The 20,828-nt window shown below is 35.0% G+C and carries 23 protein-coding genes; 20 read left to right on the top strand and 3 right to left on the bottom strand.

Annotated elements, in window-relative coordinates; genetic code table 11:
• Positions 1 to 8: 8 nt before the first annotated feature.
• Positions 9 to 2,399 (top strand): M1 family metallopeptidase, encoded by a 2,391-nt coding sequence (locus ABJ974_RS02755; protein ID WP_419869858.1) that lies wholly within the window; start codon positions 9 to 11, stop codon positions 2,397 to 2,399.
• 55 nt (positions 2,400 to 2,454) lie between these two features.
• Here the strand turns inward: ABJ974_RS02755 and ABJ974_RS02750 are convergent, their stop codons facing one another.
• Positions 2,455 to 3,159, bottom strand: coding sequence for a LytR/AlgR family response regulator transcription factor (locus ABJ974_RS02750; RefSeq protein ID WP_419869857.1), 705 nt, complete (start codon positions 3,157 to 3,159; stop codon positions 2,455 to 2,457).
• Positions 3,152 to 4,087 carry a sensor histidine kinase gene (locus tag ABJ974_RS02745; protein ID WP_419869856.1) on the bottom strand — a complete coding sequence of 312 codons (936 nt, stop codon included), beginning with the start codon at positions 4,085 to 4,087 and terminating at the stop codon, positions 3,152 to 3,154. The genes ABJ974_RS02750 and ABJ974_RS02745 overlap by 8 nt, the downstream gene beginning before the upstream one ends.
• A gap of 349 nt (positions 4,088 to 4,436) precedes the next feature.
• On the opposite strand from ABJ974_RS02745, the gene ABJ974_RS02740 reads away from it, so the two are divergent.
• The 9 genes from ABJ974_RS02740 (at position 4,437) to ABJ974_RS02700 (ending at position 13,269) form a co-directional block, all read left to right on the top strand.
• The gene (locus ABJ974_RS02740) at positions 4,437 to 5,099 is read left to right on the top strand and encodes a DUF2490 domain-containing protein (RefSeq protein ID WP_419869855.1); all 663 of its coding nucleotides are present in this window, start codon (positions 4,437 to 4,439) and stop codon (positions 5,097 to 5,099) included.
• Between the two features lie 27 nt (positions 5,100 to 5,126).
• Positions 5,127 to 6,413 carry a CitMHS family transporter gene (locus ABJ974_RS02735; RefSeq protein ID WP_419869854.1) on the top strand — a complete coding sequence of 429 codons (1,287 nt, stop codon included), beginning with the start codon at positions 5,127 to 5,129 and terminating at the stop codon, positions 6,411 to 6,413.
• A gap of 93 nt (positions 6,414 to 6,506) precedes the next feature.
• Positions 6,507 to 7,709 carry a cation:dicarboxylate symporter family transporter gene (locus ABJ974_RS02730; protein ID WP_419869853.1) on the top strand — a complete coding sequence of 401 codons (1,203 nt, stop codon included), beginning with the start codon at positions 6,507 to 6,509 and terminating at the stop codon, positions 7,707 to 7,709.
• Between the two features lie 8 nt (positions 7,710 to 7,717).
• On the top strand, positions 7,718 to 8,506 hold the full coding sequence (locus tag ABJ974_RS02725; protein ID WP_419869852.1) for a DUF475 domain-containing protein: 789 nt from the start codon (positions 7,718 to 7,720) through the stop codon (positions 8,504 to 8,506).
• Positions 8,507 to 8,622: 116 nt separating this feature from the next.
• Positions 8,623 to 8,901 carry a co-chaperone GroES gene (gene groES / locus ABJ974_RS02720; RefSeq protein ID WP_419869851.1) on the top strand — a complete coding sequence of 93 codons (279 nt, stop codon included), beginning with the start codon at positions 8,623 to 8,625 and terminating at the stop codon, positions 8,899 to 8,901.
• Positions 8,902 to 8,951: 50 nt separating this feature from the next.
• Complete coding sequence (locus ABJ974_RS02715; protein WP_419869850.1) at positions 8,952 to 9,302, top strand: four helix bundle protein; 351 nt, start codon at positions 8,952 to 8,954, stop codon at positions 9,300 to 9,302.
• Between the two features lie 72 nt (positions 9,303 to 9,374).
• Entirely contained in the window at positions 9,375 to 11,000 is a 1,626-nt protein-coding gene (gene groL / locus ABJ974_RS02710; protein WP_419869849.1) for a chaperonin GroEL, read from the top strand.
• A 191-nt stretch (positions 11,001 to 11,191) separates the two neighbouring features.
• Positions 11,192 to 11,719: a hypothetical protein gene (locus ABJ974_RS02705; protein WP_419869848.1), complete on the top strand. Its 528-nt coding sequence runs from the start codon at positions 11,192 to 11,194 to the stop codon at positions 11,717 to 11,719.
• A 77-nt stretch (positions 11,720 to 11,796) separates the two neighbouring features.
• Entirely contained in the window at positions 11,797 to 13,269 is a 1,473-nt protein-coding gene (locus tag ABJ974_RS02700) for a hypothetical protein (RefSeq protein WP_419869847.1), read from the top strand.
• Between the two features lie 103 nt (positions 13,270 to 13,372).
• Here ABJ974_RS02700 and ABJ974_RS02695 read toward each other — a convergent pair whose 3' ends face one another.
• Positions 13,373 to 13,597, bottom strand: a complete 225-nt coding sequence (locus tag ABJ974_RS02695; protein WP_419869846.1) for a helix-turn-helix domain-containing protein — start codon at positions 13,595 to 13,597, stop codon at positions 13,373 to 13,375.
• Between the two features lie 260 nt (positions 13,598 to 13,857).
• Between ABJ974_RS02695 and ABJ974_RS02690 the strand changes: the two genes are divergently transcribed.
• From ABJ974_RS02690 to ABJ974_RS02645, 10 genes are all read left to right on the top strand, one after another.
• Positions 13,858 to 14,136 carry a hypothetical protein gene (locus ABJ974_RS02690; protein WP_419869845.1) on the top strand — a complete coding sequence of 93 codons (279 nt, stop codon included), beginning with the start codon at positions 13,858 to 13,860 and terminating at the stop codon, positions 14,134 to 14,136.
• Positions 14,137 to 14,408: 272 nt separating this feature from the next.
• The gene (locus tag ABJ974_RS02685) at positions 14,409 to 14,936 is read left to right on the top strand and encodes a hypothetical protein (RefSeq protein ID WP_419869844.1); all 528 of its coding nucleotides are present in this window, start codon (positions 14,409 to 14,411) and stop codon (positions 14,934 to 14,936) included.
• 145 nt (positions 14,937 to 15,081) lie between these two features.
• A complete protein-coding gene (locus tag ABJ974_RS02680) occupies positions 15,082 to 15,993 on the top strand; it encodes an alpha/beta fold hydrolase (protein WP_419869843.1) in 912 nt (303 codons plus the stop codon).
• 44 nt (positions 15,994 to 16,037) lie between these two features.
• Complete coding sequence (locus tag ABJ974_RS02675) at positions 16,038 to 17,132, top strand: hypothetical protein (protein ID WP_419869842.1); 1,095 nt, start codon at positions 16,038 to 16,040, stop codon at positions 17,130 to 17,132.
• A gap of 73 nt (positions 17,133 to 17,205) precedes the next feature.
• Positions 17,206 to 17,718 carry a hypothetical protein gene (locus tag ABJ974_RS02670; RefSeq protein WP_419869841.1) on the top strand — a complete coding sequence of 171 codons (513 nt, stop codon included), beginning with the start codon at positions 17,206 to 17,208 and terminating at the stop codon, positions 17,716 to 17,718.
• Between the two features lie 181 nt (positions 17,719 to 17,899).
• Positions 17,900 to 18,316 carry a hypothetical protein gene (locus ABJ974_RS02665; RefSeq protein WP_419869840.1) on the top strand — a complete coding sequence of 139 codons (417 nt, stop codon included), beginning with the start codon at positions 17,900 to 17,902 and terminating at the stop codon, positions 18,314 to 18,316.
• Complete coding sequence (locus ABJ974_RS02660) at positions 18,309 to 18,662, top strand: DUF2200 domain-containing protein (RefSeq protein ID WP_419869839.1); 354 nt, start codon at positions 18,309 to 18,311, stop codon at positions 18,660 to 18,662. The genes ABJ974_RS02665 and ABJ974_RS02660 overlap by 8 nt, the downstream gene beginning before the upstream one ends.
• A 19-nt stretch (positions 18,663 to 18,681) precedes the next feature.
• Positions 18,682 to 19,200 (top strand): TPM domain-containing protein, encoded by a 519-nt coding sequence (locus tag ABJ974_RS02655; RefSeq protein ID WP_419869838.1) that lies wholly within the window; start codon positions 18,682 to 18,684, stop codon positions 19,198 to 19,200.
• The gene (locus tag ABJ974_RS02650) at positions 19,197 to 20,192 is read left to right on the top strand and encodes a DUF6438 domain-containing protein (RefSeq protein ID WP_419869837.1); all 996 of its coding nucleotides are present in this window, start codon (positions 19,197 to 19,199) and stop codon (positions 20,190 to 20,192) included. Before ABJ974_RS02655 ends, ABJ974_RS02650 begins: the two co-directional genes overlap by 4 nt.
• Before the next feature lie 61 nt (positions 20,193 to 20,253).
• Positions 20,254 to 20,676: a DUF1801 domain-containing protein gene (locus ABJ974_RS02645; RefSeq protein WP_419869836.1), complete on the top strand. Its 423-nt coding sequence runs from the start codon at positions 20,254 to 20,256 to the stop codon at positions 20,674 to 20,676.
• The last annotated feature ends 152 nt before the right edge of the window (positions 20,677 to 20,828 follow it).

Raw genomic sequence — 20,828 nt, 5'->3', positions numbered from 1 at the left:
ATTTGATCATGAAACTAAAAGTTGCTTCCGCCTTACTTTCTGTATTTTCTTTTATAGGACTGAGTGCCCAGAACATTCAAAATAACCCGGGGAGTAATCATGGAAACAAGTTTGAACAACTAGGGAGCATACTTCCTACTCCCAATATTTACAGAACAGCTTCCGGAGCACCGGGACAGGGATATTGGCAAAATAGAGCAGATTATGAAATCTCCGCTTACCTGGATGAAGATAAAAGAAATTTAAAAGGTTCCGAAACGGTTACCTATTACAACAATTCTCCTGATGATCTCGATTATATATGGCTACAACTCGATGAGAACGAACAATCCAATGTAAAGAATGCCGGGTATGATTTTTCATCCACTATTCCCATTTCAACCACAGACCAACAGATAAAAGTAACGGAACTTCCGGTAAAAGATAACGGATATGGTGTCAATCTGGAAAAAGTAACGGATGCCGCCGGAAATCCTCTGAAATACACCGTCAATAAAACCATGATGCGTATTGACTTGCCTAAGGTTCTGAAAAAAGGAGAAAAGTTCAGTTTTAAAGTAGATTGGAATTACAATATTCCCAACAGGATTAAAATGGGCGGCCGCGGCGGCTACGAGAATTTCCCGGAAGACGGTAATGATCTCTACACCATCACCCAATGGTATCCGAGAATGTGCGTATACAGTGATTTCCAGGGATGGCAGAACCACCAGTTTACGGGTAGAGGAGAATTTGCTCTCGTTTTCGGAAACTTTAAAGTAACTATGAATGTCCCTGCCGATCATGTGGTAGGCGGAACCGGAGAGTGTAAAAATTATGAGCAGGTTCTCACCACAGATCAGTTATCAAGATACAGAAAAGCGCAAACAGCCAGTGAACCGATAGAAATTGTCACTTTAGATGAAGCTAAAAAAGCAGAAAAAAATCATTCCAAGCAAAGAAAAACATGGGTATTTGAAGCGAAAGATGTAAGGGATTTCGCATGGACCTCCTCCAGAAAATTTGTTTGGGACGGAATGCAGGTCACCATTCCTGAAAATAATAACAAAGTAATGGCAATGAGCTTTTATCCAAAAGAAGCTTACGGACTGTACAGAAAGTTCTCTACTAAAGCTGTTGCCCACACTATAAAAACGTATTCTGAATTTACCATTCCTTATCCGTATCCGGTGGCTCAATCAGTAGAAGCAGCCAATGGTATGGAATATCCTATGATCTGTTTCAATTTCGGAAGAACGGAAAAGGACGGCACTTATTCCGAGGGGATTAAAAACGGAATGATCGGTGTGATCATCCATGAGGTAGGACACAACTTCTTTCCGATGATCGTTAATTCCGATGAGAGACAATGGAGCTGGATGGATGAAGGGTTAAATACCTTCACAGAATATCTTACCGAAGAAAAGTGGGATAATAAATTTCCTTCCAAGCGGGGTCCCGCATGGACAATTGTGGATTATATGAAACTGCCGAAGGATCAACTTGAGCCTATCATGACCAATTCGGAAAACATCACTCATTTCGGACCTAACGCTTATTCAAAACCGGCAACGGGACTTAATATCCTCAGGGAAACCATTATGGGAAGAGAACTTTTTGATAAAGCCTTTAAAACTTATGCAAAAAGATGGGCTTTTAAGCATCCTGAGCCTGCCGATTTTTTCCGGACTATGGAGGATGCCAGCGGTGAAGACCTGGACTGGTTCTGGAGAGGCTGGTTTTATGGTACTGATCCTGTAGACATCGCTATTGATAAAGTAACCATCTCCACCCCTGAGTTTGATGCTGTTCCAAAAACGAATGAAATCAAATACAGGGTCGAAAAACCTCTTCTGAACGATTTTGAGGATATCTCAAAAATCAGGAACAGGGAAGATAAGAACATTACTTTCTATGTAGATAAGGATAAAGACCTTCAGGATTTTTATTACAGATATGACAGAGGCCAGGAAAAAGTAGACAACAATAAAGAATATTCTTCCATACCTCATAATAATAAAGCTCCTTTGGATAAAAAGGAAAAGGATCAGATCCAAAAAATAACCGCTTATCAGATTGACTTCGCCAATAAAGGAGGATTGGTAATGCCTATTATTTTGGAATTCACGTTTGAGGACGGTTCTCAACTATATGATAAATCTTCAGCCCAGATCTGGAGACACAACGAACAGAAAGTTTCAAAAACTTATTATTTTGATAAGAAATTGAAATCCATTCAGCTGGATCCGATGAGAGAAACCGCTGATATTGATGTTACCAATAATTATTGGAGTAACGACGGGACCAATTCCCAACTCTCCAGATTCCAGGTTTTCAAACAAAAACAGGAGGAAAACTCAGCCCGGGGAGGTGCCAATGGAAAAGTAAACCCGATGCAGGCAGCCGGAAAAAATAAATAATCAAAAAAAGCTCTATAGAAATCTATAGAGCTTTTTAATACCGTATTATCATATTTCATCCATTATCCAAAAGGTCTTTTAAAGAAGCTTTATACGTCCTTCCCAAAGGCAGCTTACCTCCATTTTTCAGGAAAACATTTCCCGAATCGTAAGAGGTGATGTGGGAATTCAAAACAATATAGGATTTATGTATTCTTATAAACCCGAAGCTTTCAAATTTTTCCACAAAATTGGACATCCTGTCCAGGATCATATATTTTTTCAACGGGGTTACCAAAACAATGTATTCCCCAAATCCCTGCACCCAAAGGATATCTTTAAGAAACACCTTGTTCATTACATAATTGGATTTAAACATAATGAAATCTTCATGCTGCAAGCCATACGCAGAATTTTTAAACTGTAAAAAGTCTTTGGCTTTATTCAAAGCTTTGCTGAACGTTTCAAAATCGACAGGTTTTACAAGGTAATGAACCACATCCAGCTCAAATGCTTTCACTGCATATTGGGTTTCCAATGTAAAAAAGATACAGAGAGGTTTATAAGGGAGCTGCTGAAGAAGCTCCACTCCGTTAATTCCAGGCATATTGATATCCAGAATCACCAGGTCCACCCTATTTTCTTTAAGGTATTCCAGGGCTTCCTTCGGATCCTGAAAAGACTGTATCAGATCCACATCTTCTATCCGCTCACAATATTGTTTTACCAACTGCAAGGCAGGATATTCATCATCAACATTTACAACAGTCAGGTTAGCCATAAGGAATGATTTTTACAACAGTTTTATATTTATTATTCTCCACAGCTTCTGACACAAAATCAAAATTTCCGGAATAAAATTTTTCTAATATATGAATAATGGCTTCATTACCCAAACCATGATAATTTCCTTCTGAAGAGGGAACTTCTTCCGCAACAGAATTTACAATTTCAAAAATTAAATATTGATCCATCGTATAAGAAAGATGAATAAAGCTGTCTTTCACCCTTCCTATTCCTGAATGTTTTAGTGCATTTTCAAAAAGGGTAAGGAAAACAGAAGGCGGAATTTCGATATCATCCATTGTCTCCCTGTCTCCTATTGTTAAAACTATATCCAGCTCATTATTATATTTGAGCTGGTACAGGCCAGCCAGAGATTCTATAGAGGAAAACTCCTGTGCTACGCTTATTTTTTCTTTACTGCTGTCATAAATAATATACTGTAAAAGCTTACTGAGCTGAAGAATTGATTCCGGTGTTTTTTCGGAGCGGGTAAAGCTATTAACATAAATATTATTAAGGGTGTTTAATAAAAAATGAGGATTAAGCTTGGATTTCAGCAAATCCAGATACAGCTGGTCTTTTTCCTCGCCCAAATCCCGGACATCCTGCTCTATCCTGAATTTATCTTTCGTAATCCCCAGAAAGGAGGCAACGAGAATGACAATCCCCTGTGAGATGTAGACATTATACAAAAAGCCTATATGATAACCTTCCTTACTGAAATCCATGTTGAAAACCGCAGGCTCCCAAAGAATCCGGAAAAGACTTGAGACCAGGAAACAGATCAGCGCATACAGAATAAACTCCGGGTATTTGTTGGAAAGATAAAAATGAGGTACCAGATAATAATATACCAGGTAGTAGATCCCTATATTGAAAATCACATTCAAAATAACGGTCCAGATAAGATCCGGAGGGTTCATGAAGTAATTTTCGGTGAAAAAAGTAATTAAAATAAAAGCAAACAGAAAAAAAACATGCTGAAACCGCAATAAAAATTTCCATCGATACTGCATAATGGCCCTCAGGATTTTACCATTAAACAAAATCCTGATAATCAATAATATAATTATAAAATTAACAATTAAAAACATATTTTCCCTCCGGCTTCAGAAGATTTCAAATATAATATCTTTTTAACTGAAAATGCAGTTCACTGATAAAAAATGTCATTGATTGAAAAATTCAAAAGCCGCTTTCCCGAATAAATATATTTGAGACATAGCAATGTTAATCAAATTTCAAATGAAAGTTAAGATAAAATTAACCCTAATGATATTACTGTTGGTCTTCAATTTCTCAATGGGGCAAAACAGTGACAATTATAATATGTGGTTTCAATATCTGTTGTCTGCAAAAGTAACGGATAAAAGCACGCTCACCGCTCTTACACAATACCGGTCTTTTGACCTGGCTTATGACACCAGATTATTTCTTCTAAATGCATATATGGATTATGAAGTTGTTGACAATATAAAGCCTGCCGTAGGGGCTATGTTCCTTATTCTTGAATCCTATAATGCAGATGACACGAAAAGAATACGATATGAAAAACGCCCTTTTCAACAGGTAACCATGGAAAATAATATCGGAAGGACCTCGTTCTCCCAGCGTTTCCGGGTGGAAGAAAGGTTTTTGAGCAATCCTGATGAATTTGAGGTAAGGCTCAGGTATCTTATTTCTGTAAAAATCCCATTTAATAAAAAAGGGGAAAAAGAAAGACTATACGGTATTCTTAAAAACGAAATAAGAATGAACATCGTGAAAGATGAACCTTTTGACAGCAACCGTTTAACTGCCGGAATAGGAATTAAAACAGGAAAAAATTCTGCCCTGGAACTGGCTTTCATTAACCAGATGGAAACCCGCAGAACCAGTAATTACGGGTTCATAGGCTTCAGAAACAGCTTCGACTGGAGAAAAAAACAAAAATAAATATTAATCTAATTTTTACGACCTATCATGCTTACTATAATTGGCTTCCTTATGATCACTGTCTTCATGATCCTCATCATGAACAAAAAAATGACTCCACTTACCGCCCTGGTCCTTATTCCTTTACTGATAGCCTATATTGCAGGTTTTGGGGAGGAGCTGGGGAATATGATGAAAGATGGCGTCAACGAAATTGCGCTTACCGGTGTCATGCTGATCTTTGCCATCCTTTATTTCAGTCTCATGATCGATACGGGGCTTTTTGAACCTCTCGTGAATGCTATTATTAAAGCGGTAGGTGACAATCCTGTCAAAACCACATTAGGAACCGCTTTACTGACAACTCTCGTTTCATTAGACGGAGACGGATCTTCCACCTATCTTATTGTAGTCGCTGCATTGCTTCCTCTCTATAAAAAGCAGGGAATGAACCCGTTAATTCTTACATGCATCATCATGTTAGCCGGCGGAATTATGAATATTTTACCCTGGGGAGGACCCACAGCAAGGGTTATGAGTTCATTAAAGCTAAGTCATACCCAGATTTTCGTACCCATGATTCCTCTCATGGTCATCGGTATCACATGGGTATTTATCGTAGCCTATATACTGGGAAGAAAAGAAAAAAAGAGAATTTTAAAATATGGAAAGTATGACAAATACAGCAAACAGGATATTGCAGGGGAAAAAGATATGAGCCTCCAGCGTCCGAAGCTTTTATATGTTAATTTAATCCTGACCCTTATTCTTCTCGCCGTGATGATCCTGGACATCATTCCGTTGAGCATTGCATTTATGATTGCATTTTGTATCGCAGCCGTTATTAATTATCCCCAGCTAAAAGACCAGCAAAAGATCATTTCCAAACACGCAGGAAATGCACTGGGTGTAGCGGGAATGATTTTCGGAGCAGGAATTTTCACCGGAATATTAAATGGTACGGGAATCATGCACGCCATGGGAAACAGCATTATAGAGATCATTCCTGAAAGCTGGGGCAGCTCTTTGAATGTAATCACCGCGGTGTTCAGTGTTCCTCTCACCTTCTTCCTTACCAATGACGCATACTATTTCGGGATCTTACCCATCATTACGGCTACGGGAAGTCAACTTGGAATTCCTCCTGATGTATTGGGTAGAGCCAGCCTTGTGGGACAGGCCTCCCATCTTTTAAGCCCGTTGGTTCCATCTACCTATTTATTGGTTTCTCTGGCGGGAGTAGAGTTTTCGGATCATTTAAAGTTTACTATAAAATGGGCCATAGGCTCATCTATTGTAATGCTGATCAGTGCTTTGATACTGGGAGTCATTTAAATAATCCATCAGCCGGCAGTAAAACAACAATTCTTCCGAATGTACTTTTTTAATAAAAATATAAGTTTACTTTTGTGGTCTAATGATCTTATTATGAGCTCTTTTCCTGAACATAAAGCTTTTACGGAGCGTTATCTGAGAAACCTTTCCCTGTACGTGTTTACCTCCATTATCGGGGGAGCATTAGCCGGATATTATTTTCCTGATATCAGCCGGAAGCTGGAAATGGTAAGCTATTATTTTTTTATGGTTTTGGAAGCCTTGATCGTTCCTGTAATTTTCTTTGCGGTTATTTATGGCATTAGCAATATTTTCAACAGCCGGAATGCGGTGAGGATCACAGGGCAAATGATCCTTTATTTCTTTTTGGTTACTTCCGTAAGCATTATACTGGGATTAGGATTCGGGGTGCTGCTGAAGCCGGGTTCCAATACCGGAATTACGCTTTCTTCTATTGAAAGGAAACTTCCACAGCAGTTTCTTGATCATATAGGGATTTCGAATAATCCGTGGTATATCAATGAATATGCAATTTTTCTGTTCTCGTCAATTACCATAGGAATTCTCATTAATCTATTCAATAAAAAGGACTCTTTTCTTGATGCTCTGGATCAGGGAAAGAATCTTTTTTATATTTTAATAAAGTATCTCTATATTATTCTTCCGCCCGTTATTTTCTGTAATATTGCCTATAGTATTTCCGTTTATGGGATCAATACCCTGCTTCCTCTGAGCAAAGTAGTTGCGACTGTATACCTGGCCAATATTGTTTTTATATTCGGGGTACTGGGACTGATAGCCTATTTATTCGGGATCAATATCTGGAATTTCCTGGTTTCGATCAAAGAAGAGATCCTTCTTGTAGTCGCCACCTCTTCCTCAAAAACGGCTTTTCCTATGATCTTTGAAAAGCTGGAATCCCAGGGCTACAACAGGGAGATATTACGATTTGTAATTCCTTTGGGATATAATTTCAATCTGGCGGGAGCCTGTATTTATTTATCCATATCCTGCTTATTTCTCATTCAGTTTTATAATATTCCCGTAGATTTTAAAGATTATATTTTCCTTTTCATTATCATATCCATTGCCTCAAAAACGGCATCAGGAGTTCCCGGTTCCGGTTTTCTGGCTCTGATCTTTACGCTCAGCCGTATCGGTAAAATCCCAATGACGGACCTTGCCCTGCTGTACAGCATAGACAGATTTATGAATGAAGCCCGGGCGGTTACCAATTTTATAGGAATTGCGCTGTCGGGGGCTATCATTTCCAAACTCAATCAGATAAAAAATTAATTATTAAAATGATACTTTCAGAATTTTCGAATTTATTTCAAGATATTCTTCATCATCCTGCCCAATCTTTAGCTATTATTGCTAATCTTATTCTCATCGAAAGCCTGCTGTCTGTGGATAATGCAGCCGTACTGGCGACAATAGTAATGGACCTCCCTGAAAATCAACGAAAAAAAGCTCTTAAATACGGCATATTGGGAGCCTACGTTTTCCGTGGATTAGCTCTTATTTTTGCTTCTTTTCTTATTTCGGTATGGTGGATCAAACCGTTGGGGGGATTGTATCTTCTTTATATTGCAACGGACTGGTTCATTAAAAAATATAAAGCTCCAAAAGAAGAGGAAGAACCGGAAGAAGCAAAGAAAAAATCCAGCTGGCTGTACCGGAATTCTATCGGCTTATTGGGTCATTTCTGGGCTACGGTTGTGATGGTGGAAGTGATGGACCTTGCCTTTTCCATTGACAATGTTTTTGCAGCCGTCGCTTTTTCGGATAATTTATTGCTGATCACCTTAGGAGTATTTATTGGAATCCTGGCAATGAGATTTATTGCCCAGTGGTTTGTAAAGCTGATGCAGAAATTTCCTTTCCTTGAGACGGCCGCCTTTATTGTTATTGCCATTTTAGGTCTTAAGCTTTCCTTTTCCCTGTATGAACATTTTTATCCGAAGTCTCCTCTTTCTTTATTTCTAAGTGGTCACATCATGGAAATCCTTATTTCCGGAATTACCGTTTTGATCTTTCTGTTACCCATTCTGACCAGCTATCTTCTGGGATTTCCTAAGCGCGAGAAATAATTTTCTGCCAAATTTTCACACTTGAAAATTAAAATTCTGCCAAAAATTTCCTTTGGCATGCTTGGCATACATTTAGAGACTTACATGACAGAAATAATTAAAAAAACAGATATATTATGTCAGTAAACTTTAAACCATTAGCGGATAGAGTATTGGTAGAACCAATCGCTGCAGAAACTAAAACAGCTTCAGGTATTATTATTCCGGATACGGCTAAAGAAAAACCACAGGAAGGTACTGTAGTAGCTGTAGGTACAGGTAAAAAAGATGAGCCAATGACTGTGAAAGTTGGTGACAAAGTTCTTTATGGAAAATATTCCGGTTCCGAATTAAAACTGGAAGGAAAGGATTACTTAATCGTAAGAGAATCTGATTTATTGGGAATTATTGGGTAATTGCTTATAGCAAATGGCTTTTGGCTGCTGGCATTAAAGCATAAATATTAATGAGAGATTTTAAAAAATTTGAAGTTTGGCAATTAAGCCATCATTTAACTTTAAAAATTTACACCCATACGAAAGACTTCCCAAAAGAAGAAATATTCGGGTTAACCTCTCAAATAAGGAGATCTTTTGCTTCAATCGGTTATAATATTTCAGAAGGAAGCGGTAGAAATTCAGATAAAGAATTTGCTAATTTCCTTAATATTGCTTTAGGGTCATCCAATGAAGCCGAAAACCAATTAATTCTTGCTAAAGATTTAGGATATATTGATAACAATACTTTCTTAAATCTCATGGAAGAATTAACAACATTAAAAAAGAAGCTTGTCGCTTTCTGGAACAAGCTGAAATAAAATTAAAAATTAATTAAACTCGCGACTTTAAAGGCCATGCGCCAGAAGCAAGTCGCTTAAAGCTTAAAAATTATGGCAAAAGAAATAAAATTCGATATCGAGTCAAGAGACGCATTAAAAAGAGGAGTTGACGCATTGGCAAATGCAGTGAAAGTAACTTTAGGTCCTAAAGGGAGAAATGTAGTTATTGAAAAATCTTTCGGGGCACCTCACGTTACTAAAGACGGGGTTTCCGTAGCAAAAGAAATCGAACTTGAAGATAAAGTAGAAAACATGGGAGCTCAGATGGTAAAAGAAGTGGCTTCCAAAACCAATGATATCGCAGGAGACGGTACTACTACCGCTACTGTTTTAGCACAGGCTATCGTAAGAGAAGGTCTTAAAAACGTAGCTGCAGGTGCTAACCCAATGGATCTTAAAAGAGGGATCGACAAAGCAGTAACTGCTGTTGTTGAAAACCTAAAATCCCAATCTCAGGCTGTAGGTGATTCTACAGATAAAATCAAGCAGGTAGCTTCTGTTTCTGCCAACAATGACGAAACGATCGGTTCTCTTATCGCTGAAGCTTTCGGAAAAGTAGGTAAAGAAGGAGTAATCACGGTAGAAGAAGCTAAAGGTATTGATACTACGGTAGATGTGGTAGAAGGTATGCAGTTTGACAGAGGATACCAGTCTCCTTACTTCGTGACTAACCCTGAGAAAATGTTAGCTGAACTAGAAAATCCGTATATCCTTTTAGTAGAGAAAAAAATCTCTTCTATGAAGGAGTTGTTACCTGTTCTTGAGCCTATCGCACAGGGAGGTAAGTCTCTATTAATCATCTCTGAAGAAGTGGAAGGTGAAGCTTTAGCTACTTTAGTGGTAAACAAATTAAGAGGTTCTCTTAAAATTGCTGCTGTAAAAGCTCCTGGATTCGGAGACAGAAGAAAAGCAATGCTGGAAGATATCGCAATCTTAACAGGTGGTCAGGTTATTTCTGAAGAGCAAGGTTTCACTATGGAAAACATTTCTTTGGATATGCTTGGAACTGCTGAAAAAGTAACAATCGATAAAGACAATACAACTGTTGTAAACGGTGGTGGTGAAGAAAGCAAGATCAAAGGAAGAGTAAACCAGATCAAAGCTCAAATGGAAACAACTACTTCTGACTACGACAGAGAAAAACTTCAGGAAAGACTAGCTAAGTTAGCCGGTGGTGTTGCTGTACTTTATGTAGGAGCTGCTTCTGAAGTAGAAATGAAAGAGAAAAAAGACAGAGTGGATGATGCATTACATGCTACAAGAGCTGCCGTAGAGGAAGGTATCGTTGCCGGTGGTGGTGTAGCTTTAGTAAGAGCGATCTCTTCTTTAGACAGCCTTTCAGGTTCTAACGCTGATGAAACGACAGGTATCAAAATCGTAAAAAGAGCGATCGAAGAGCCACTAAGACAAATCGTTGCCAACGCAGGAGGTGAAGGTTCTGTAATCGTCGCTAAAGTAGCAGAAGGTTCCGGAGATTTCGGATACAACGCTAAAACTGACGAGTATGTAAACATGCTTGAAGCAGGTATCATTGACCCTACCAAAGTAACAAGAGTTGCCCTTGAAAATGCAGCTTCTGTATCTGGAATGCTTTTAACAACTGAGTGCGTGATCACTGAAGTGAAAAAAGACGAGCCAGCTATGCCAATGGGTGGTGGAATGCCAGGAATGATGTAACGGTCAGCGACCGAGGCAATTTAATATATAAACCGTTCTGCTTTTGTGGAGCGGTTTTTTGTTTGGATTACGGTTTCCCGTAAGGAAATACCGTTTCCGTTCCATAATTTAGCAAAAAAAGAAAAATTATTATTGCAGATATATTTGCAATATGTAGATTTTAACACTATATAAAACTATAAACTAATATCATGGATATAAAATTAAATGAATACTTAGATATTTTTGATCCAATAAAAAAAGAATACTTTCCTATACGTGTAATTGCATTTACTGAAAAAGGAATATCTGTAAAATTTCTAAAATCAAGGATTGAAAGAGAAATACAACATTATCATATTAAAACGTATGGATACAAAAAGTCATTTATTAATAATGAAATGATTAAAGATTGTGGCTTTACATATATAAATGGATTAGAGTACCATAAAGAAAACCAAATTATTATTGAATGTTTAATCGGACAAATTAGAGTAGAACCTTATCCTTTTTATATTGACTTTGCCTCAAATTATTTTGGTTATAAGTTTCTTAACAATCATCATGACTATGTTAACTTTAAAGAAATCCTATCAAATACCGAAATTAATACACCAGTTGAAAAGTTTAAATTAGAATATTCAACAACAACTCAAATAGAAACTTTGAGAGATTTTGTAAATCTTCCTGATGCCGAATTTGATCAAATTTACCTAGAAGCTTTTAACCGAAATTTATAGAAATATTAATTGAAATTTCTACTCTTTTTTCTGTAATTAATCGCTAAAAAAATAAAAATACCAATACCAACATTATAATGAAAATCTATTTTTCTGATTTTTTTAATATTGATGAAACTATATTAGAAAATTATGGAGCATTTAATATTTCTTTGATTAACGATTTACCCCTTTTCATTGATCCTTTTTTACTATTTGGAAGCAAAAAACAAGAATATATTACTTTACATCAAAACATTATTCAATATCTTATTTTTTTAAAAGAAAAATCCTTTAAAGGAGGAATATCCCTTTCACAAGTTAAAGCCTGGTACCTATTTCCTGAAGTTAAACAAAATTGGTTTGGTTATAGTAAAGTTGGAAATAGTGGGAGTGGTTTAGGCAAAAAATTTGGTAATTCCATGTCATCATCAATGCATATTGTATTTGACGATTTAGGTAAAGAACAGATTACACAAACTTCACATCTTGAAAAAGCTGGTTTATTTGAAATTGGTGTCGGAAAAGATAATATTAGTGATTTTACGACTAATTTAATAAAAGAATACTTGCTAGAATTTACCGAAAAATTTGCAATTCAAAATATTGATAAGTCATTGACTAAAAAAGTAAATGTAGAAAAAGTATATTTTGATTATAAATTAGAAAGATGGATGCCAAAGGAGTTTACTTTACCGTATATTCTTGGTGACTATATAATTTTAACTCCAAGAGATTTATTAACAAAAGATGATAACTGGATTAACAGTAATGATCTAAGAGGTGATTTCACAAGAATATGTGCAGGAATACCCAATGACCAATTACGGCATGAGATATCTAATTATTTTAGGAAGCAACTTCCAAAACCTCCAAAAAATAAAAAAAATACTCAAAAAGAAATTACAGAAGCTATTCAGAATACAATTAGAGAATTTCCAGAAATTATAAAATGGTTTATTAAATCTAAAGAAGAAAATAAAGAAGGAGCAAAAAATATTTCGAAACAAAAAGTTGAACAAACAGAAACTATTTTTATACATCAACTATCAAAGTTTGTGGAAAAACTTTTAGAGAAAACTGATTTTTACAAAATCCCAGCTAAATCTTCTTATAAAGAAGCATTACAAAGAATAGAGTTTCTGCAACAAGTAATTGAAAATAATGATGGATATAGATTATTTTATGTTGATGGTAATCCAATAAAGAGAGAAGAGGATTTACAAATTATATATAGGCTTACATGGTTTGCATCAGACTACGATATAAATAGAGAAACTAATAATGGGCGAGGCCCAGTTGATTATGCAATATCAAGAGGAGCAGAAGATAAAACTCTGATTGAATTTAAATTAGCTTCCAATTCTAAATTAAAACAAAATTTAGAAAATCAGGTTAAAATTTATGAAAGAGCAAATAATACTAAGAATTCAATTAAAGTTATCTTGTATTTTGATGGAAAAGAATATTCTAAAGTTCAAAAAATAATTAAAGAATTAAAACTTGAGAAAGATAAAAATATTATTTTAATTGATGCTGGTAGAAAAATTTCAGCATCAAATATAAAATAATACAAAATAGCAAATTAATGACCATCCCTCTGCAAAACCTTTCAGTTTTTGAATCAGTACAATAAACCAAGCTTCGAAGTCTAAAGACTTCGAAGCTTGGTTATTATTCTATTTTAAAATCAAATAATTCTTTAGGATGAATTTCTAAGCCTTTAGCTAGTTCCTGTATTGTTGAAATCCTCAAATCAACTTCTCCTTTTTCAATTTTGCTGATATTACTATGATCTACGTCACATTTCTGAGCTAACTCTCGATAACTTAAACCCATCCTCTTTCTAAATTTTTCAACTCTTTTACCAAAAGCTATTCTAAATTCAACTCTATCCATTGCAATACCATTATTAGAGCAAGTTGGAAAGTTTACAATAAAAAAATGTAGTTGAATTAACCTACAATTAAAAATTTACACTATATTTGTACAATAAGCTACAATAAATGTAGCTTTGCGATACTTCAACGAAATATAGAAGCTATTGCTTAGAATCTCGCCATTGGAAACTGGTAATTTTTAGGAACGAGACGATAAGCTAGAAGCTCACGACCTAGGCGTGGGCTCTCTTATCTGTTCCCAGGTATACCAGTACCTCAATGGCAGATATTGTAGAGTCTCATGCCGTTTTATTTCCATGCAGCTCCACTCTCCAATCATCTTTTCTAAGCCTTCTTTACCACATAAAGTATCATGATACGGTACAATGGAGTGTACAATCCATTGCAGCTTTAGGGCTTTTAGAAAAACACAAATTATATCATATTCATTGGGTTTGTACAGGTAGGAAGTCCAGGACTTCTTCCTTTAAGGCCAGTAAAATCATGCAACAAAACAAAAAATTAAAGCCATTAAGAAAAATGAAGAGAATAAGATAAGTTAAGATCCATCAAATATGGATGAAGCAGCCCGCTAAATACATAGCTTCGGCTATGATCTTAATGGTTTAAAAAAGGGAATCACATACAATTTTACACTAATGCGTTTATCTTATTATTATGACTCTGTCATTCTGAATGTAACGAAGTGAAATGAAGAATCTAAGCCATATTATGAAATTCTTCCTTCGTCAGAAGGATAGTAATGTAAAATTGTATATAGCCACTTAAAAAATTATTAAAAATACATCACCCCATAAAAACACAAACTCATGAAAAAAAACAAAACAGAATTTCAGTCCCGCTTTGGAAAAGATAACCTGAAGCCTTGCGGTTTACAGCAAATGGAAACCTATTTTCTACTTAATGACCTCACAGCATCCAAAGAACTCCTAAACAACATTATGCATTATGCTGTTGACAGAAGCAGCCGGATAAAAGAAGAGCCCTCTGTCATCTTTCATTTTCATCAGGCTATACGTTCGTTCATCCGTGCAGGTTACCTGCTGGCACTGGAGAAAAAGAAATGGACCGCCAATACACAGCTGGAAGAAGTTTCTCCACTGGCTTTTGGATTGCTTTCAGAGAAGGAATACCAAAATCCCCTGCTGGTCTTTAAAAAAGCATTCCAAGAATACAGCGTTAGGGAATTTGATTATTTTATTTCGGGGATGGTCTATCTCTCACTGGGAATCTATGGCCATCTGCCGGAAAGGAATATGGTAAGCCCGTATATTCATCTGATCAAAATGCTGGATGCGGGATATCTCATTATGGAAAGGAACGGAAAAGAATATTGAAGACTTTGAAAAGTATGTTTATAGAATTCTAAAAAACAATAAAAATCATTATATAAATCTGAAACCCGTTCTGTTTTACAGAGCGGGTTTATTTTAATAAGTCACTATATTTGTCATCTCATAAAAATAACAAATTAAACTATAAATGATGAATAGAATTTTCCATATTATTTTATTTCTTCTGTTTTTTGTGAATACCGGTACAAAAGCCCAGATACAAAAAAATAATTTTATACTAACAAGTGATCATGTAAAGCTATATTCCAAAAAATCAGGAAAAGGCCCCTTATGCATTTTCATCCACGGCGGACCGGGCGCATGGAGTTCCTCATTTGAGAATTTAGGAGGAAATAAGCTTGAATCTAATCTTACGATGGTTTATTATGACCAGAGAGGAAGCGGGTATTCTGAAAACTCTGCTGAAAAAGATTATTCCCTGGACAGAATGATAGAAGATATCGAAGAAATAAGAAAGTACTATGGTGAAGATAAAGTTTATCTTTTAGCCCATTCATTTGGAGGAATTCCGGCAACAAACTATGCTTTAAAATATCCCAGCCACGTTAAAGGAATTATTCTTGCCAATTGTACTTTAGATCTGAAATACTCCCTTCACCAGCAAATAAATTATATGAATCAGCTTATGGATACTCATTTTGAAAATACAGATGCTGAGCTTCTCAATGATTTTATCAAAGCAAAAACAGAATTAACCCAAAGAGGATTAGATTATAAAATGCTGTCTGACCATAAAAACAATATAGAATTATTAAACAAAATCGACAGTAAAAACCCCAGTACATTTGAGTTGGCACAAAAAGCTTTTACCATCCAGGATTATTGGAAGGATTACACCCCCATTACTCAATCCATACCCGCTCCTACCTTGATTATCACAGGAACTAAAGACCATTCCATTGGAGAAGAACACTTCAAATCCTTCCTGTTTCCCAATAAAAAAATCGTAAAGATAAACGGCGGGCATATCCTCTATTTTGAAAAAAATAAAAGATTTGTGAAGGTAATTGCTGACTTCATAAAAAAGACGGATAAATAAAACTTAAGGATATAAGATCTAGTTACACTAAGAAGAAAACACGAATGAACAACACTTTAAAAGAGTACGAGAAAACGATTTCCAAAAAACACAGTATAGGGTTTACTCCCAAATACGAAGAACAATTCAGAACTAATGTAAATGAAACTCTATTTGTTGCTATTGCAGAGAAAACTTTCGAGAAGCTGAATTGGGATATAGTTTACAAAGACAATAACTCCATAGAAGCAAAACGTAAAGAAGAAGGTTCGTTTAGTGAACGGTGGACAGAGCTCATTACAGCTCATTATAAAAACAGTACCGTGATTGTAAAAAGCACATCTTTAGGCAGTGAAATCTGGGATGTAGGAAAAAATTCTAAGAGAGTAAAATTATTTATATATGCCTATCAGGAAATTTTAAAAACATTCAGCAATGAAGCCCTAAAAGAGCTTGAAAAAGAAACTGAAAAAAAGAATAACTGGGAAGACTATATCATTCCTGAAACTTTACCACAGCCAATACCGGCAAAAACTCCCAATATTAATTTACCTGTTATTGCTGGTTTATGTCTTTCCTTATTTCTCGGCTTTATAGTAGCCTTTCTTTCCGTAAAAGGATTGTATTTTATTATATTATTTGAATTTTTAGTCGCAACAGCTATTGTTTTTGTGATGAAATATTTAATTAAGCTTTCCAACTTTACGGATTTCAGCAAATTACAATATTTATTAGGAGCTATGATCCTTTTAACTTACGTTTCCAATCAATACTTTCAATATGAAATAATTCTGAATGAGAATAATTTAGAAAGAATTGGTTTTTGGAATTTTTTAGAAATAAGACTTTCACAAGGTTTAATAATAAACAAAATTAATACCGGCTGGATTGGGTGGATCATCAGCTGGATTGTACAACTTGGACTAACGGCCCTTTTTGTATACCTGAAAATAGTTACTGCCTTAACAAAATACATTATTGAAAGAGTTCCTGTTGAAGTCGTTGATTTCGCATACTACCATTTTATAAAAGAAAAAACAGAAGAAGAGGTGCGTAGAGAACTTGCTGAAAAAGGCTGGTCGGATGTAAGAAATCAGGATGAAGTTTTTGAAGCAATTGGTGGTTTTCAAAATGCAATAGAATTAAACAGGGGCAAATAACAACTTAAATTCTTATTTTATAAAAAACACTTTGAATTTACAAACCCGCTTCACTTAATATTTATTTTAGTCTATGAAAAAACTCATTTTCCTCACTTGTTTAATACTGATCTACACTTTGATGAATTACCCTCTCTATAGTGAAGGAGTTTCATATGTAATAATTTTCTCCTGCTTAGTAGTGATTTGTTTTGCCGGTGAAAAACTCTTTTCCGATCAGGATAATAACGATTATGATTCAGTAGAAAAAGAAATGGATAAGGCTTATCAGGAAGATGGAATTTTTAAATATGTTACTGACGGTTTCTATATTACCAGAAAAAAGAAAACAGAATTTATAAAATGGGAGGAAATACAAGCCATTAATTCTTTTAGAATTCAGGTATTAAAAGATTATCAGACCGGATTAGAAATCATCACAGAAACAAAAAGTTACGAAATCAACGATAATAATAGTCCGGGAATAGAGAAATTTTCAGTCGAAATGTATAAAAATCTTCCTATTACCTATGATCGATCTAACTTAAATGATTTTTACAATACCAGCAGACTACAAAAAGAGGTTATTTATAAGAAAAAAGAATGATAGGAATAGGATATTTAATCCATAACAATAACCCAAAAGCAAGCTTCAATACAGCGAACAATATATTTAATCATACTTCAAAAATCAAATGATGAAAATAACTAAATTTATTTTTCTAGGCTTATTTTTATTAACAGGCCTATTATATTCCCAAACGCAAAGCGACACAATTGTCAACTCAATGGCTTTTAAGTTAGGATCTAAGTTTTCACTAAAATTAGTAAAAAACCAAAAAGGAAGTTTTGATTATAAAATAATCAGATACGAAGATTTCGAAAAAACATTTAAGCTTTTTGAAACCGAAAAACTATTCGCCAAAAATCCTGAAAAAGAAACTATAGAAGTTATTTTTGGGATCGGATATTCCAGAGACGGAAAAGAAGAAAAAGACTACAAAACTGTAATGTTGCTTAGAAATAACTATGATTTTCCTTTACAATATGATGCCGACATTAAAATATGGAATAAAGATGATTTCGAAAAAACTACAGTAACTCCACTTTACCCCGGCACACGTCACACCGAATTCTGGCCTTATAAAATTGATTATATTGCATTAATCAATTTCACTCATTTCAGTTATCAAAAGCATGAATAATAACTCCAGAGTATACAAAATGTCTTTTGCCGGTGTATATCCACATTATATTGCAAAAGCTGAGAAAAAAGGCCGTACACAGTGCGAAGTACATGAAATCATTTTCTGGCTTACAGGCTATAATGAAGAAGAATTGCAACATCATATCAGTAACAAAACGAATTTTGAAGACTTTTTCTCCCAAGCTCCCCAAATCAATCCAAACGTTTCAAAGATTACAGGGGTAATCTGCGGATATCGTGTAGAAGAAATTGAAGACAGACTCATACAGCAGGTCCGCTATCTGGATAAACTGATTGACGAGCTGGCGAAAGGTAAATCCATGGACAAAATTTTGAGAAAATAATCATTAACAATCAGGACCAATGAGAAAATTAATTATACTTTCCTTTATTATTTTAGCATTCTTCCAATGCCAAACCAGTCAGAATGGGGAAAAGCAAAAACAATATGTGGAAGAAAATCCTGTTACCCAGTTCCCTGAACCCTTAGGATATGTTTCAGATTATGAAAATACACTCACACAAACAGAAATCCTGGACTTAAATACAATCCTTTCCCAATACGATAAAACGACCACCAATCAAATTGCAATTATTTCTATCAGCAAAAATTTAAATGAAAATAATTTTGATCAATATGCACTGGATTTATCCAATCATTGGGGAATCGGGACCGCTGAAAAGAACAACGGCCTGACTATTATATATAGCGCTGCTCTGAGAAAAATAAGAATTCTTACCGCAAAGGGAACCGAAAAAATATTAACAGATGAAATCTGTGAAAAAGTATTACATGAAAAAATACTTCCGGAATTTAAAAAAGGGGATTATTTCACAGGTCTTAAAAACGGAGTTAATCAATTCATAAAACTCTGGAAATGAAAACACTAAAGACTTTCCCATTTTTAATTATTCTCTTTTTCTTTAATTGTAAAAATAAATCTTCAATTCATGAATCCGAAATAGATTCTATCCAATCAGCCAATGAAGTTCAGCATCTCATACGACATGCAGATTCAGCATTTGCTAATTATGAAGTAAGAAAAATCCAGGACTTCAAAAAAGATGATCTGAAATTCCAAGAAAATTTGAAACTGGCTAATCAATTAGGTATACACGAAAGTTTCTATAAAACCGATTTTGATCATAACGGATTCACGGATTTATTAGTGATTGGAGATAATCATTCCTGTATAGGAGCTTTAAAGGAATCATGCAGCTACACACCAGTGGTTGTATTAAATTGGGGAAATAAAAAATACCAAATCGTGGAGATCTCTCAATATTTTAATGACTGCTTTGTTCCCAGAATTAAAACTTTAAATAACAAAAACTTGCTGGAAATTGATAGACCTATCATAAAAGATTGGGATAAAGAAATTGTTGCAAAACAACCGGAAAAACAAGTTTTAGAATATAAATACGGAGATTTTATCGAATATAACTCCAATGACAACAACTATATCCCTATTAAAAAAATTGAATTTTCAACCTCAGGATGTTTTGGAGTTTGCCCTGCTTTTCAATTAGTTATCAACAAGGATCAAAATGCTATTTTCATTGCAGAACGTTTCAATTTTGATCAGAATGAGGAAAACCCGTCCGAAGAGATAGAAGGGAAATTTCATACAAAAATTAAAAATAAAGACTACCAGGAACTTATCACAATATTAGAATACATTGATTTTCCAAATCTGCAAGATGAGTATTCTGTTGATTGGACTGATGATCAGACTGTAGTTTTAAAAATCACCTATGGCAATGGAAAAGTGAAAGTAATTACGGATTATGGCGCTTCAGGAACTTATGGCCTGAAAAAAATATATAAAATATTATTTAACATGAGAAAAAACCAGAACTGGATGAAAGAATAAAAATTGAATCTATTCTCAAACCCTCAAGCATTACAAAATAACCTTAACAAAAACTACCCATATGACCATCGAAAACCAAATCCGGCAATACATCGACAGCCAGCCCGAACCCAAACGATTCGAGATGCAGGAACTTCATACAATCATTACTGATATCATTCATGCATGTAAATTATGGTTTCTGGATGGCAAAAACGAAGAAGGCAAAGTAATTTCCAATCCCAATATCGGATATGGTCTTCGTACCATACAATATGCCGACGGGAAAACCAAAGACTTCTATAAAATCGGGATGAGTGCCCATACAACGGGGATTTCCATTTATATATTGGGCATTGACGACAAAACCTATCTCGCGAGAACTTATAGAGAAAAGCTCGGTAAAGCGAAACTAACCGGATATTGTATTAAATTCAAATCCCTGAAAGATATAGATATCAAAATACTGGAAGCCGCCATACGGAACAGTGTTGAAGATATTTGATCCTATTCCTTATTTAAAAAAATTAAAATAACATTAAAGGAAAAATGTACAATAATTGTACACTTTTATATATTTATTTCACCATACAACCGACATAACTTTGTCCCATAAAATTAACATTTAAAAAATAAAGTTATGAAAGTTACATTTTT

This window comes from Chryseobacterium sp. CT-SW4, assembly GCF_048572715.1.
Taxonomy (GTDB): Bacteria; Bacteroidota; Bacteroidia; order Flavobacteriales; family Weeksellaceae; genus Chryseobacterium.
Note: the sequence above shows the minus strand (reverse complement) of the source record. Positions and strands in the feature narration are given on the sequence as shown.